Origin of the sequence: Grimontia celer, from assembly GCF_900055185.1 — a bacterium.
Taxonomy (GTDB): Bacteria; Pseudomonadota; Gammaproteobacteria; order Enterobacterales; family Vibrionaceae; genus Enterovibrio; species Enterovibrio celer.
In genome coordinates this window covers 991,843-1,006,305 of the sequence record NZ_FIZX01000001.1, presented here as the reverse complement: position 1 = coordinate 1,006,305, position 14,463 = coordinate 991,843, and the positions used below count along the sequence as shown (strand labels likewise).

Below are 14,463 nucleotides of genomic sequence, written 5' to 3'. Positions count from 1 at the left end.
GGTGTTCGGGCTAAATTAGCTTCCCGATTTCGGATCCAACGCATCTTGCAATGCATCCCCGAGGAAGTTAAACGCCATAACGGTAATCAAGATGGCAACACCAGGATAGATAGCCAGACCTGGCGACTGCCAAATCACTTCCTGCGCATTCTGCAGCATGTTACCCCATGAAGGCATTGGCGGTTGAATACCCAAGCCTAGGAATGACAGCGCACTTTCCAGCAAGATAACCCCACCCAGTGCCATTGTGGTGGCGATGATTACTGGTGATAACACATTCGGCAGTACGTGGCGGCGAATGATGCGCCAAGGTGATGCTCCGTAGCCAATCGCAGCTTTTACGTAGTCACGCTCACGCACAGATAAGGTACCCGAACGCACCAGACGTGCAGTGGTAGGCCAACCAAACAACGCCACGATAATGATAATGCGAATAAAGCTGGCATTTTCACCTTGAGCCCAACTATCAGGCAGTCCCAGTTTACTCAGGTCTACCGCTGCCAAAACGATCATCAGTGGCAGTGTTGGCAAAGACAGCGTGAAGTCTGCAATACGCATCAGTATCGAGTCCAATTTTCCGCCGAAGTAGCCAGCAAATACCCCAATCAAGGTGCCAAGTATCGCTGTCGCCAGCGCAGCGACTGCACCGACTGCCAACGAAACCTGACCGCCATACAGTAAGCGCAGGAATACGTCACGACCCAGTTCGTCAGCCCCTAACCAGTGCGTGCTGCTGGCAGGTTCAAAGCGGGCAAAGAAGTCCACTTCGAACGGGTCATGCCCAAACCATGCCGCCAGTAATGGCGCACTGAAACACAAGATAGTCAGCAGAACGATGAATACCGCGCTCACCAATCCTGCTTTGTGCTTACAGAATCGTTGCCATACCAATACCCATGGCGATGATGCCTTACGCTTTGGTGCTGCAGGAGCAGCGTTAGTCACTTGTTGTGTCATGCTTATGCTCCTTTGGTCAGACTGATGCGTGGGTCAAGCTTGGCGTAGGCAATATCTGCCAACAGGTTGCCAAGCAGCGCTGTGAAGGTAATCACCATCAAACCGAGCAGTGCCAGGTTGTAGTCGTTACCCATGATGGCGTCGAAAATCAATTTACCCATGCCTGGCCATGCAAACACGGTTTCCGTGATCAGTGCACCTGAAAGCAGGAAGCCGATATCCAAAGCAATAATGGTCACCAACGGGATCATGGCGTTACGCAAAGCGTGCTTCCAGATAACGCGGGTTTTCGATGCGCCTTTGGCAATCGCTGTACGAATATAATCCTGACGCATCACTTCCAGCATGGTGCCGCGCACATAACGGGAATGGCTCGCGACATTCAGTACCGTTAGTGAAATCACTGGCAGAATCAGGTGTTTGGCTTGAATCCAAAAACCACCGCCTTCCGCTTCACCCGTACCACCAGCAGGTAACCAACCCAATGTCACGGAGAACACCAGAATCAGCATCAGCGCCAACCAGAACGCTGGCGTAGAGAAGCCCACAAAAGCACCAAAGCTAATCACATAGTCAGCCCAAGAACGGTGTTTCAACGCAGCAATCACACCAACAGGAATAGCAATCAGCAATGACAACAGGGTTGCTATTCCCACCAGCTTGACGGTGTTCCAAACCGCAGGAATCAACACATCTTCCGCAGGCTTGTAGTACAAGCGTGAATAACCGAAGTCGCCCTGTAACGCCGCTATCAGCCAGTTGCCATAACGTTCGATCAGCGGTTTATCTAAACCCTGTAGCGCTTTCAGACGCGCAATGTCTTCTGCAGTCATGTTTGGATCGGATGTCGCCATCAAATCGATCGGGTCACCTGGCATCAGGCCAATCAAGGCATAAGAAACGAACGAAACGAGGAGCAGAACAAACAGACTCTGCAGCACCCGGCTTATCAAAAATTGCGTCATACCGTGGCCTCCTCAGACTCCATCTTTTTTACGTCGATCACTTCTCCCGGATAGTGACAGGCAACAATGTGTTTGCTGTCGTCTTGATAGGCTGAAGCAACCGGAATTTCCGTCTTACACTTCTCTGTTGCTTTTGCGCAACGAGGATGGAAAGTACAACCATTTGGAGGATCGATAGGACTCGGCACATCACCCTGAAGCGCCAGACCACGTTTACGTTTGCCCTTGCCTACTTCAGGAACTGCTGCAAGTAGAGCCTGGCTGTATGGATGAGCCGGTTTAGAGAAGAATGCATCACGTGGCGCTTGTTCAACCACCTGACCGAGGTACATCACCACAATGGTGTCGGCAAGATAATCAACCACCGCCATGTCATGACTGATGAAAAAGAAAGAAAGGTTACGTTCGCGCTGAAGCTCGGCAAACAGGTTCAATACCTGACTTTGCACAGACACATCGAGCGCAGACAGAGGTTCATCCGCAATGATCAGTTTGGGATCGAGCACCAGAGCACGGGCGATACAGATACGTTGACGCTGACCACCTGAGAATTCATGTGGGTAACGATCAAGTGCATCTTCGCTCAGGCCAACGGCTTTCAAAGCCTCAATCACTTTGGCTTTGCGCGATGCTTTGTCGCCTACGTTGTAGACGTCAAGTGGTTCGCCTACCAGCTCAGAGATAGGCAATCTTGGGTTAAGTGCGGAATATGGGTCCTGGAAAACCAGTCCCAGTTTTCTTCGAAGGTCTTTAAGCGCTTGCCCTTTTAATCCGGCCGTTTGGATGCCATCAATTTCAACGCCACCTTCAACCGGTGATTCCAGCAGAGCGACCATTCTGCCGAGTGTTGATTTGCCGCACCCTGATTCACCTACAATGGCGAGCGTCTCCCCTTTATTCAGGGAAAGTGAAATTTTGTTTACCGCTCGCAATTCTTGCGCAGGTTTCCCAAGCCAGCCTTTCTTGCCAATGGGATAGCGCTGACAGACGTTGTCTAGTTTTAATAATGTCATAGGTCCGTCCTTAGATATGGTGGCAGGCCACAGTATGTACTGCGTTCAGCTCCACCTCTTCCGGCATGGTTGCTACACAGGTTGGCGTTGCTTTTCCGCAACGGTCTGCGAAAGGACAACCCTGTCCACGTTGATCAAGTGGTGGTACAGCGCCTGGAATGGCAGGTAGAACGTCACGTGCGCCGCCGATTCTTGGCAGCGTTGCCAAAAGTCCCTGAGTGTAAGGGTGTTGAGGGTTAGCAAAGAGCTCTTCTGCCGTTGCCTGCTCTACAATACGCCCGGCGTACATCACGATAACGCGTTCAGCCAGTTGCGAAACCACACCCAAGTTGTGACTGATAAATTGAACCGCAGTCCCCGTGGTATCACGAAGCTCTTCAAGCAAATCCAGAACCTGAGCCTGAACTGTTACGTCGAGCGCGGTTGTTGGCTCGTCAGCAATAATCAGTTCCGGCTCACATGCTAGTGCCATGGCAATCATTACGCGCTGTCGCATCCCACCGGAGAGTTCATGTGGGTAGGCTTTTGCACGTCGAACCGGATCAGGAATATGTACCTTTTCCAGCATTTCAATTGCGCGCTCTTGCGCTTCAACCTTGTTACTACCACGGTGCAACTCGAACATTTCAGCGATCTGATCACCGACAGTCACAACCGGGTTCAATGCAGTCATTGGCTCCTGGAAAATCATGGCAATACCTTCACCACGGACCTGCTGCCAATCTGCTTCTTTGTTTGCTAGTAAGTTTTCGCCATTAAATACCACCTGGCCACTGGCTTTCATCACCTTCGGTTGCAGGCCCATCAGAGTAAGGGCGGCAAGACTCTTGCCGCACCCTGATTCACCGACGACACCAAGTATCTCGCCTTTCTTAATGTGGAAGCTGATATCGTTCACAGCTGGGTAGCCTTTAAAGGCTACCCGCAGTTGACGAACATCCAGTATCGTCTGATCCATAAAAGCTCCTACTTCTTGGTGCTGTACCACTCTTCAACCCAGTTACTAGAAGGGAACATGTGACCTGTTGGCGTCACGCCTTCCAGCCATTTTGGCTTAACAAAGCTGTCTGAACGGAAGTACAGCGGAAGAGCTGGGAGATCTTCGGCATAGATTTTCTGGATTTCATGGAAAATCTTATTACGTTTCTCGGTATCGAGCTCTTTCTCTACTTTGTTCAGCAGTTCATCCATCGCTGGGTTTTTGTAGCCGATGTAGTTTTGGCCAGACCAACCATTTTCTTCAGTAGGAATGTTGGTAGACAGCAGTGTGGTACGTGGTGGGCTCTCTGGTGATGAGTACCATGCAAACATCGCGAGGCCTTTGTGCTTACGTTGGTTCAGTGTTTCACCGAAATAAACACGCGCAGGCTGGTTTACGATAGACACTTTCACGCCGATTTGTTTCCACTGAGACTGCAGCACCTGCTGAACCAGTTCACGGGTTTTATTTCCCGCGGTAGTCATCAGTTCCAGATGAAGCTCGTTTCCTTCACCATCAACCATCACACCTTTCTTCAGTGTGTAACCTGCTTGCTTCAGAAGCTCTTTCGCTTTCTCTGGGTTGTATTCGTAGCTCTTAACATCTGCGTAGTACGTTTTGTCTCTTGGGCTGACGTTGGTGTTTGCCACCGGTTGCTTACCACCGAACAACTTGTCAACCAACTGTTGACGGTTCGCTCCATAAAGCAGTGCCTGACGGACTTCTTTCTTGGCAAGGTGTGGGTTATCCATGGTGGTATCTAAATGTTCATACAGAAGACCTGGTTCGTAATGAACATTGAATTTGCCACCATGGCGTTTTTCGAGTTGCTGAACCTGATCAAGTGAAAGTCCCAGTTCACCTGGCAAGTAATCAACCGAACCTGACATCAGGTGTGCTTCTAGTGCCGCTGTATTTCCAACCGTTTTGAAAATCAGTTCATCAAACGAAGGAGCTTTACCTTTCCAGTGAGGATTCGGCGTTGCAGTAATAAAACTACCGGCGTTTACTTTCGACAAGACATAAGGGCCAAAGTATAAACCCGGGTTAGTTGGGTCTGTAGAGTACTTGGTCGTTTTTTGATAGCTGGCAGGGTCTTTTTCATACAAAGGACCGTCGATATGCGCCGGTAATGCGTCTGGCACAAAAGTGTTGTACTTGAACGTCACTTTGTTCAAGTAAACTTCAAAATTTTTATCATCCAAAGCCACGACTTTCTCGACTGTCTTGGCTTCTTGCAGTCCAGGGTTACCTACTCTTTCATCGACAGAAATGTTGTAACCAAGGAGGATATCTTTGGTTGTCACAGGCGTACCATCGCCCCAGAACAGGTCATCTTTGATAGCCACAGTCATCTTGATGCCTTCACGACCATCGTCCAGTGCGATGCGCTCGGCAAGACCGTTTTCAAAAGTTGGGACTTCAACACAGGTATTACACTGCAGTAACCAGTCTTTTCCGTAGATAACACTGTTGCGGTAGGACGTGCTCAAGATATAAGAAGCGGCAACATTTGAAACCAAGGTTGGGTGCAGGCCTTCAGGGTACTGAGACATGCCTATCTTCAGAGTTTCGGCGTTTGCAGATGCTGCAGAAAGTGCCAGTGGCGCTGCCATCGCCATAGCGAGGATCGTTTTTTTCATATTATCAGTTCCTTTGTAACCAAACGGGGCAAATCCATTACGCGACAACTTATGCGCAAACCAGTTGGTGTTGTCAGCCCCAAATAAACAAGATGCAGAGAAAAATGGCGCATATTCCCGTAATGTTAAACATATGTTTCATATGATGTCGACACCATACTGCCTACAATTCATCCAAAAGGAACCTGTCACTGACATAAATATGAATGTAGGTCGCAATTCACTATTTTTAACATTTTTAAATTATTCAAATCAGACAGTTACTGGGACGAGATTGGAAACAATTATGAATATTTACCCAGACATTCTGCCCACAAATTCATTCTCATTCATGAGACTGTGGTTTTGATGTGATTAAAGCTTGGTTATAAGCATTTAAACACCCAGTTTTAATGCAGTATCGACCTGTCTTGACCGCCATTTCCGGGCCGTTGGGCAGAGGAATAGTTAAGCTTTATTTGAGGGAATAAGGGAGGTTCTTGCTTTCTGATCAAGTTCTTTGAATGGGATTCAATATGAAATATCTGACTACCTAATCTACATTAGACAGTCAGTTGTATTGAGTGAATTGTTAATGGAACCACTCAGACAAACATATATGAGGAATCCATCTATCACAGTTTATGATTCTGTCTTTCAGACGTGATTGAGCAGGTAGGCTTTCGGCTCTGTTCCTTTTACAACCACTCTATGCAACTTTCTTGGCTTGTCACCATAGTCAGTCACTGCGAAATGCTGGGTACAGCGGTTGTCCCAAATAGCTACACTGCCCTCTTGCCATTGGAAGCGCACTTGAAAATCAGCCGCGTGACTTCTGGCAAAAAGATCTGTGAGCGTTACGCCTTCATCTTCCAAATATTTATCATCAAGCGATCGCGTGAATTGCTCATTCAGGTATAGGGTTGGATTCCCGGTTTCGGGATGTTTGACAACAATCGGATGATGAACCGCTTTCATATCTTTTGAAATGTTGTCCACAAGGCTTTCCCCTCCACTGCCCACGTCATCAAACCGGCTACCTGCAAAGCCGTGAACGGCATGCATCGCGGTTTTCCCGTCCAACCTTTGTTTCAGTTTTTCCGAAAGCGAAGCGTATACCGCTTCCATATTCACCCAAATGGTATCCCCTCCTTCATCTGGAAGGTGTTGGGCGCAAAGTACCGAACATTTTGGCGGTGCTGATTGCCAGGTCATATCAGTGTGCCAATAGCTTTTCCCTGGCGGGTTACCGAGTGTAGTTTCTATCTCGCTGACTTGCGGGTAAGCAAAGACGTGTGGGAAAAATGGATGTGGGGCTTCCAGCTCCCCAAATCTGGCGGCAAGTCTAAGTTGGGATTCGGGGGAAAGAAACTGGTCGCGGAAGAAAACCACTTTGTGCTTTAAAAAAGCTTGGTAAACGCCCTCAAAAGTTTGGGCGTCACAACGAGCAAGGTCAACGCCGGAAATCACGGCACCAATCGTTGTATTACAAGGTATTACTTCCACTGTTTTACCATCCTTTGTTCTTAAGCGAGCGCTAATTTTCCTGACAGTATGCCGCAACAAAGCTGTCATGGCTTACCTAACAGCATCTCATGTATTTAGGTCTAGCCAGTAGTATGACCTTTTCTACACCCTTTTGATTTCATACCAAATTATATCGATCAGAAACCATTTCAATTTACACAAGCACAACAATCAAATTCACTCATGATAACGATAAAATTTCCTCGTTGATCAAACGGATAAAAAGTTTACACTCGCCGCAAAAACCCAACTCAGATCACATTTACAAGCGGCCTAATTCGAGATGACAAGACATGTAATGGCAAAGAAAATTGACTGTTCTGTTAAACAGTTACATCTCCTGTCATTTCTAAAGCTGTGCTTACTGATGTTGTTGGTGATTTCCACCAGCTATCAGCTTTACAACATGGCACACACAAAGCAGCTCATCGAGAAGATCGACGATGATTATCGTCGCTTGTACACGACTATTCGTCGTTTTGGACCTTTTTATAACAACTCGCAGTCTGTCACCATGCACAATGGCGTGCACAATTTTGGCGACATCAGCGTAGTGGTGCGCGAAGACGAGACCCCAGTTAAAAACTTGTCCGATGGTTTGGACATGCTTAACAACAAGTTAGAGCAATGCGCTCCAGAATCAGTGTGGTCTATCGTCGTGCTTGAAGTCCCAAGCCGCTACGGTGTGTTCTATCCATTGCGCCCAGGTTATCTTGAATCATTTTCTACCTATATTCCCAGCGAACGCGTCAACGCAATGGTTGAGCGCGAACGCCTGAGTAATACCTATCGCGAGTTCTATGGTTGCATCACGCGTATGACTGAGGCCTACATAGAAAGTGAAACTCAGGAACGTATTCGTACCATTTATTTCCCGATACACAACGATCAGGCTTTAAACGCCATCATCGCAGTGGACATCAAGGAAAGTCGGACTCAGGACATTATCAACCAATACAATGCTGACCATCACACCGTGCTCAACATTAATGGGCCGAACAATATTTACTCTGAGAGTGGAGAACTGCCTTGCGCAAATGATGGTCCGTATCAAGCCGGATTCCACTATCTGGATATTTTGAGAACGACTTTTGGGCCATCGATATTGCTCGCTGCTCTTTTCCATCTGGCTTTCCACTCATTCCGTCGCCGCGACCGTTCTATCAAGCGTGACGAAATGACTGGCTTATTCAGGCGTGATTACTACGAGCCCAAGTTCAACCGCATGAACAGCTTTGCCATGTTGGTGATGGATATAGACCACTTCAAACAGATCAACGATGAATATGGCCACCAGAAAGGCGATGAAGTCATTAAAACCTGCGCCAGAATCCTCGCAACGCAAATACGCGCTGAAGACATCGCCGTTCGTTGGGGTGGAGAGGAATTTGTTGTGATGTTCAAAGGCATCCAACACAGTGCTCTTTTCGATAAAGCAGAACAAATAAGACAAGCTATTGCCAGCAAAGAAATTCTCGGTTTATCCGTCACAGTTTCTATCGGTGGTTACATAGCGAAAAACACAACATTTTCGGAAGCATATAAGGCGGCTGACGCTGCTTTGTATCAGTCAAAACATCGCGGTCGCAATAAGGTAACCCTGGCGTGAAATACTCTCTCTCTTTTCCGAAAAGCTCTTTGAACAACGACGCGTTCTTTGGTCTATTTTCGTTTGCATTGGTCCTGCTTTGCACCCAGTTGGGTTGGTACCCAATGGGTGGCTGGGTTAATGCACAGCTCTTCTCAGTGACCACAGGGGCTATGGTGGCTGTGTGTTACATGTACGGCAAAGCCGGTGTTGTGGGGCAGTTTTTCGCTCTAATGACTTTTTACACCTTCATTAACCCTATCCCTAGTGGTGTGGGTTATATGTACACCTTATTCATGACGTTTACGCTGTACGTTTCAGTCGTCGCGTTCGAACGCATGCGTAGACATCCTCATGCAGTCCGCGTTGCATTCTGCTTTTACGTATTTGTCGCACCCAGTGTTGGCGCTTTAATACTGGCACTGTTAGCGCCAAACAAATACGGCCTTGATGCCGCTCTGAACCTTTACCTGACCGACTCTATCGCGATTTTGATCACCGCCCCGATCATCGCGCTGGCATTATATGGTGTGAAAAACCCAAATGCCGTGAAAGACTATTTCACATCCATGCTCAAGATTTCCAAAAGTGATTGGTTGTGCAAAGGTTTCTTGATCGTCGGCATTTTGCTGGTGCTTAACTACACCGACACGAATTCAACAGCACCTTACCTGACATATTTACTCTTGGCGCCGCTGGTGACGCTCGCCGTGTTCAACTTTTCCGAATTGGCTCAGACATTAATGATGATCATTGGTTTTGGTATGATTTTTCATTCTGAAGCCTACGATGACATCCACACGCTGAATACACGTTTATCCCTGTTCTTCATGTTTTCACTGATCATTTACATTATGCTTGAGTACAAAAGATCATTACGCGTAGAGATTGAAGGAAACCTCAAAAGTTTGTACTTCGATAAGCAGAGTAATTTTGGCTCTTACCAGCGTTTAGATGCAGATTCAGCCGCGAAAGAAGACTTTGTTGTGGCGGCACTCGACCTGCGGCCAGTATTCAAGTACCCCCTTGAAAAGCGTGACAGCATATTGCGTCAAGTTTCCCGCTTCTTTGAGGGACACACTGCCCTGTATGAACAGTGCTATATGCTCTATGACGTATCAGCGCTAATCATACTTACCAGCAACTCTGAGCACGCTATTGCCGAACTGGAAGCCATTCCAGCCAAACTGGATGACTACCTTGAGCAACGTCAGATAAATTTCTATCCAGAAAAGATCCATTACTGCCGTTGCCGTAAGGGGATCCGCATTAAACAGGCTGTTAATCGACTCAACGTCAACATGCGTCTTGGCGACAAAGGAACGCCAGGTCATGTGGTTGATTGCGATGACACAGGCTTGGATGACTACATTGCCATGCTTGAAGAGCTGGATGTCAGCAACGTTCAGATCCTACGCCAGAATTACCTGAACATTGCCAACCCGGATAAAGTGTGTTTCGAGTTACTCAGCCGTTTCTTCTTCGACGGTAAAGTGCTCAATACGGGTATTGTTTTTCATTGTGCCCAGAAGCTAGGTTATCTCGAACAGTTAGAGCACAAAATCGTCATGCGTCAGCTTGTCTACCTCAGTCAGTTGGATCAGGACAGTTTTGAATACGGCTCTGTGAATCTTACTCCAGAATATTTAAGTGATGGTGTGGCGGTATCTGAGCTAATTGAATGGGTAGATTCTCATCCTATTCAACCTAACAAGGTCAACATCGAGGTGGTTGAATCAGGCTCTATCGACAACCCTGAGTTATTACAGGAAAACCTCAATAGACTGAAAGAAAGAGGATTCAGGCTCGCTCTGGATGACTTTGGTGCTGGTCACGCGACATATAATCAGCTGCTGACCATGCCTGTTGATACCGTAAAAATTGATGGTTCTCTGGTTCGCAACTGTATTACCGATCCTGTGAAGCGCACGATCATTGAAGATCTGCGCTCGATTGCTGACACATTGAAAATCACCATTGTGGCGGAGTGCGTAGAGACCGAAGAGGAAGCCGATTACCTTAAACGTTTAGGTATCGACTATCTACAGGGCTATCTGGTGCATAAACCAATGCCGGTATAACTCTTATCTCACAGGCCTCTATCGAGGCCTGTTTTACATCGTCTAAAACATTTTCGATGGTGCGGAATCAAAAAGATCTGTCAAATTAGTGAAAACAGCATAGGTAGTGAGAAAAGGTAACTCCTGGCCACTAGTTCCATTGAGTTCACCCTCACCATATCTATTTAATCGCTTCCTTTCATATGAAATTAGGGAAAGTGCTCCTCGGTTGGATAAAACACGACGTAATGCTAGGTTAACTTTCGCCTCAATATCCTTGATCTTCACGCCTTTTACATCTGATGCTTTAACTGCAGCCTCAATTATTGCATTAACATTTTCTACACTGCCATAGACAATATGACGCGCCTGAATAATGGTTGTTGGCATCTTCAATTGCTTCGGATACCAACCCCCAGACATTTCTGAGTACATATCATTAAAATCATTCCCAATGACAAGGGTTTTAATCCTAATTCCATGTAATAATGCGTATCCTGAAATCCCTTTGGATAGATCCACGACTCCTTTATTATTTTCGGAAGCAGTTGCACTTCCTCCTCCACTGCTTTTTGCCTCCCACGTATAAGCGATGACACCATTATCTACTTGCATCTGATTGATACTCTCGGCCAGTGCTTCAATCTTCTCATCCAAGTCTGTGTACTTTGAATTCAGTTGAGTGCAGTCAGCCGATTGTTTCGTTGCGTCTTCTGGCTTTCTCGAACATTTTTTGTCTTCGGATTGAACATCTATCAATGCTCTTTGCACAACAAGATTCTGATAAGCACCGATTTCTGCTTCCAATGATTTCAGTTTGTTCAAATAACGATGAGACTCTTGAGTACCAACATCAGAGCCCAAGTAATTGAAGGTCGCAGAATAAGTAGGCTTGTGCGGATTGTAACAAAAGATAGTAAACGCACCTCGTCGACCTGATGTATTGCAAGTTTCTCCTAAATCTGGAACCGGAAGCATCCCAGAAACAGATAAAACTTTGCTCTGAAATGGCCAACCAAACATTTGAGAAAACAAGCCTTCATTATCAAAATCTGAGGTAATTTCATCAAATGAGCGGGTTACTGTTCCACTTGTACACGCACTTAAAAACAAAGTTATGACTAACATAACTAGAGGACGTGAAAGTGAAATCATTTTCAATTCTAATTTTTCTGATTTCATGAATAGAACTCCTGAATTATCCCATTTAAAGTTATAGGTATAATTCGAAATCCAATTGTATTAATCATGAAACCATCTGGGAATATATATAAAAACCACCAAATTACAGTCAGAAAAAATATGACTCAAAGGAGAAGATTAATAACATGCAACTGTCAATCTCAGTTACTGGAATAAGAGATTGAATTTAGGCTCATCTACAGTATTTTCTTCCCATAAAATGGAATTCTTACAATTCCGGAACCAAAAATTTAGGCCTTTTATATCCTGGTGAAAAAGTAGAGATAGCATTATGCCCAAGTAATGCTTTCTACCATCAAGACCAAACTAAGTTAGAGAGACAAGATTTCTCCGACAAATTGCGGTAACATCCTCCCGTCTATCAAACCCTTGGATAACACCGTGACACAAGCCAGCGAACCCACCTTTTTCTTCTTTGATTATGAAACCTTTGGAACCAGCCCTGCCCTCGATCGCCCTTGCCAATTTGCGGGCGTCAGAACAGACAAAGAATTCAACATCATTGGAGAACCGTTGGTCATTTATTGTCAGCCGCCAAATGATTATCTGCCACAACCAGAAGCTTGCCTGATTACAGGCATTACGCCCCAAACCGCGATCAGTCGAGGTCTGCCAGAACCTGAGTTTATTGCCAAAATTCACGCGCAGCTTTCAGTGCCAGGTACATGTGCTGTGGGTTATAACAACATCCGCTTTGATGATGAAGTAACGCGCTACACGCTATACCGCAACTTCTTTGACCCTTACGGCTGGAGCTGGCAGAACGGTAACTCGCGTTGGGACTTACTGGATACCATGCGCGCAGCTTATGCGCTCCGTCCTGAAGGGATTGAATGGCCGGAAAACAGTGAAGGCAGTATCAGTTTTAAGTTGGAGCATCTTTCTGTGGCGAATGGCATCGAACACAGCAATGCGCATGATGCGATGGCAGATGTTCACGCCACCATAGAAATGGCAAAGAAACTGAAAACTGCCCAGCCACGTCTGTTTGATTATCTCTACACCTATCGCAACAAAAACAAGCTGACACCTCTGATTGATGTGGTTTCCATGAAGCCGCTGGTGCATGTTTCAGGTATGTTTGGCACTGAGCGTGGTAACACAAGCTGGATTGTTCCAGTCGCATGGCACCCTGAGAACAAGAACGCCGTGATTGCGGTTGACTTAGCGCGAGACCCATCGCCATTGTTTGATTTGGACACCGATGCGCTTCGTGAACGTTTGTACACCAAACACTCAGACCTAGCACCAGATGAATTGCCAGCGCCTATCAAACTCATCCATATCAACAAGTGCCCGGTATTGGCTGAAGCAAAAACCCTTCGCCCTGAAGACGCTGCGCGATTAGGTATTGATCGCCAACAGTGTCTGGATAACCTGAAAAAGCTTCAGGCAAACCCTGAAGTGCGAGAAAAGCTTGTCGCGCTTTATGCGGAAAAGCCGGATTACCAGTCTTCCGGCAATGTTGATGCGGCTCTGTATGACGGCTTCTTCTCCCCGTCCGATCGTTCGACAATGGACATCATTCGCCAGACCAAACCAGAGAATCTGGCAGCATTAGATATTCAGGTTTCTGATGATCGCATCAAACCACTTCTGTTCCGCTTCCGTGCGCGTAATTACCCATCCACATTGAGTGACAGCGAACAGAAAAAATGGCACATGCATCGCCGTGATTATTTTGAGGCAGAACTGCCTGCTTATATGGCAAATCTCGAAGCGCTAGCTGAAGCAAACCAAAGTGATGATAAAAAATTTAAGATTCTTAAATCGGTTTATCACTACGTCGAATCGCTGGTTTCCTAGGCTCTCGCGATAGATCAAGCGTTTACCGTGTGACGTTCGTTTTACGCACCTGTATTTTCAGGTGCGTTTCATTTGAATTTCTGTGATTTGAGTCCACACTTTTCTTATAAGAGATTGCCGTGTGGAAAATGAGATGGTCACAAAGGTCAACAGTCGCTGCTACCGATTTTCAGATGTGGATTTCGAACCCGAGAGCCGTTCCCTGTATTGGCGTGACAGGACTGTCACGACACTGACCTATGAAGAATGTCGATTGCTAGAGATGCTCTGCTACCATGCGGGCGAAGTACTTTCGGCAAGAGTGCTCTACACAGCGACTTCACTGCCAGATTCATCCTTCTCTCAGCATCAAAACAGTATTTGCGCTTTGCTCGCTAAATCTTACCGACAAGGTGAGAAAGTGCTTCCGTTGGATGTTGTCGGCGACCATGGTTATCGAATTGCTCTTCCTCAGAAAACATATCAAAAACAGGATGAGCTCCCACCCGACCCTTCCGAGCCAGACGAACTCGACATCAACATTGATGAAGCTATTGCCGAACCACAACCAAATCCCAGAAACGCCCATATTTTCATCGCCACAGTCGCAGTGATGGTGGCTGTTGCGGCCAGCGTCGTTTACTTCATCTGAACTGACTGATCAAAAACAAACGGTGGCTTAAGCTACCGTTTTTTGTTTTCAGTGTGATCTTCCTCGAATTGGACAAGGTTTCATATCCCGACTCGTATTAGAATGTCGATAT

Annotated in this window: 11 protein-coding genes; 4 read left to right on the top strand and 7 right to left on the bottom strand. The window is 46.5% G+C overall.

The genetic code is table 11. The annotated features are described in order from the left end of the window. Positions 1 to 15: 15 nt before the first annotated feature. The 6 genes from GCE9029_RS04535 to GCE9029_RS04510 all read right to left on the bottom strand — a co-directional run bounded on the left by GCE9029_RS04535 (position 16) and on the right by GCE9029_RS04510 (position 7,042). On the bottom strand, positions 16 to 957 hold the full coding sequence (locus tag GCE9029_RS04535; RefSeq protein ID WP_062661225.1) for an ABC transporter permease: 942 nt from the start codon (positions 955 to 957) through the stop codon (positions 16 to 18). Positions 958 to 959: 2 nt separating this feature from the next. Further along, positions 960 to 1,922: an ABC transporter permease gene (locus tag GCE9029_RS04530; RefSeq protein WP_046303311.1), complete on the bottom strand. Its 963-nt coding sequence runs from the start codon at positions 1,920 to 1,922 to the stop codon at positions 960 to 962. Next, positions 1,919 to 2,935, bottom strand: coding sequence for an ABC transporter ATP-binding protein (locus GCE9029_RS04525; protein WP_062661224.1), 1,017 nt, complete (start codon positions 2,933 to 2,935; stop codon positions 1,919 to 1,921). The genes GCE9029_RS04530 and GCE9029_RS04525 overlap by 4 nt, the downstream gene beginning before the upstream one ends. Before the next feature lie 10 nt (positions 2,936 to 2,945). After that, complete coding sequence (locus GCE9029_RS04520) at positions 2,946 to 3,893, bottom strand: ABC transporter ATP-binding protein (RefSeq protein WP_046303313.1); 948 nt, start codon at positions 3,891 to 3,893, stop codon at positions 2,946 to 2,948. A gap of 8 nt (positions 3,894 to 3,901) precedes the next feature. After that, the gene (locus GCE9029_RS04515) at positions 3,902 to 5,557 is read right to left on the bottom strand and encodes a peptide ABC transporter substrate-binding protein (protein ID WP_062661223.1); all 1,656 of its coding nucleotides are present in this window, start codon (positions 5,555 to 5,557) and stop codon (positions 3,902 to 3,904) included. Between the two features lie 636 nt (positions 5,558 to 6,193). After that, on the bottom strand, positions 6,194 to 7,042 hold the full coding sequence (locus GCE9029_RS04510; RefSeq protein WP_062661222.1) for a TauD/TfdA dioxygenase family protein: 849 nt from the start codon (positions 7,040 to 7,042) through the stop codon (positions 6,194 to 6,196). A gap of 319 nt (positions 7,043 to 7,361) precedes the next feature. Here GCE9029_RS04510 and GCE9029_RS04505 point away from each other — a divergent pair, with 319 nt between their 5' ends. Both GCE9029_RS04505 and GCE9029_RS04500 read left to right on the top strand, forming a co-directional pair. After that, complete coding sequence (locus tag GCE9029_RS04505; protein ID WP_063856843.1) at positions 7,362 to 8,672, top strand: GGDEF domain-containing protein; 1,311 nt, start codon at positions 7,362 to 7,364, stop codon at positions 8,670 to 8,672. Continuing rightward, positions 8,669 to 10,732 (top strand): EAL domain-containing protein, encoded by a 2,064-nt coding sequence (locus tag GCE9029_RS04500; protein ID WP_062661221.1) that lies wholly within the window; start codon positions 8,669 to 8,671, stop codon positions 10,730 to 10,732. The genes GCE9029_RS04505 and GCE9029_RS04500 overlap by 4 nt, the downstream gene beginning before the upstream one ends. Before the next feature lie 42 nt (positions 10,733 to 10,774). On the opposite strand, the gene GCE9029_RS04495 is transcribed toward GCE9029_RS04500, so the two are convergent. After that, a complete protein-coding gene (locus GCE9029_RS04495) occupies positions 10,775 to 11,893 on the bottom strand; it encodes a hypothetical protein (protein WP_062661220.1) in 1,119 nt (372 codons plus the stop codon). Positions 11,894 to 12,295: 402 nt separating this feature from the next. On the opposite strand from GCE9029_RS04495, the gene sbcB reads away from it, so the two are divergent. Together sbcB and GCE9029_RS04485 are read left to right on the top strand one after the other, a co-directional pair. Continuing rightward, complete coding sequence (gene sbcB, locus GCE9029_RS04490) at positions 12,296 to 13,720, top strand: exodeoxyribonuclease I (protein ID WP_062661219.1); 1,425 nt, start codon at positions 12,296 to 12,298, stop codon at positions 13,718 to 13,720. A gap of 121 nt (positions 13,721 to 13,841) precedes the next feature. Next, positions 13,842 to 14,351 carry a winged helix-turn-helix domain-containing protein gene (locus tag GCE9029_RS04485; protein ID WP_062661218.1) on the top strand — a complete coding sequence of 170 codons (510 nt, stop codon included), beginning with the start codon at positions 13,842 to 13,844 and terminating at the stop codon, positions 14,349 to 14,351. Positions 14,352 to 14,463: the final 112 nt, after the last annotated feature.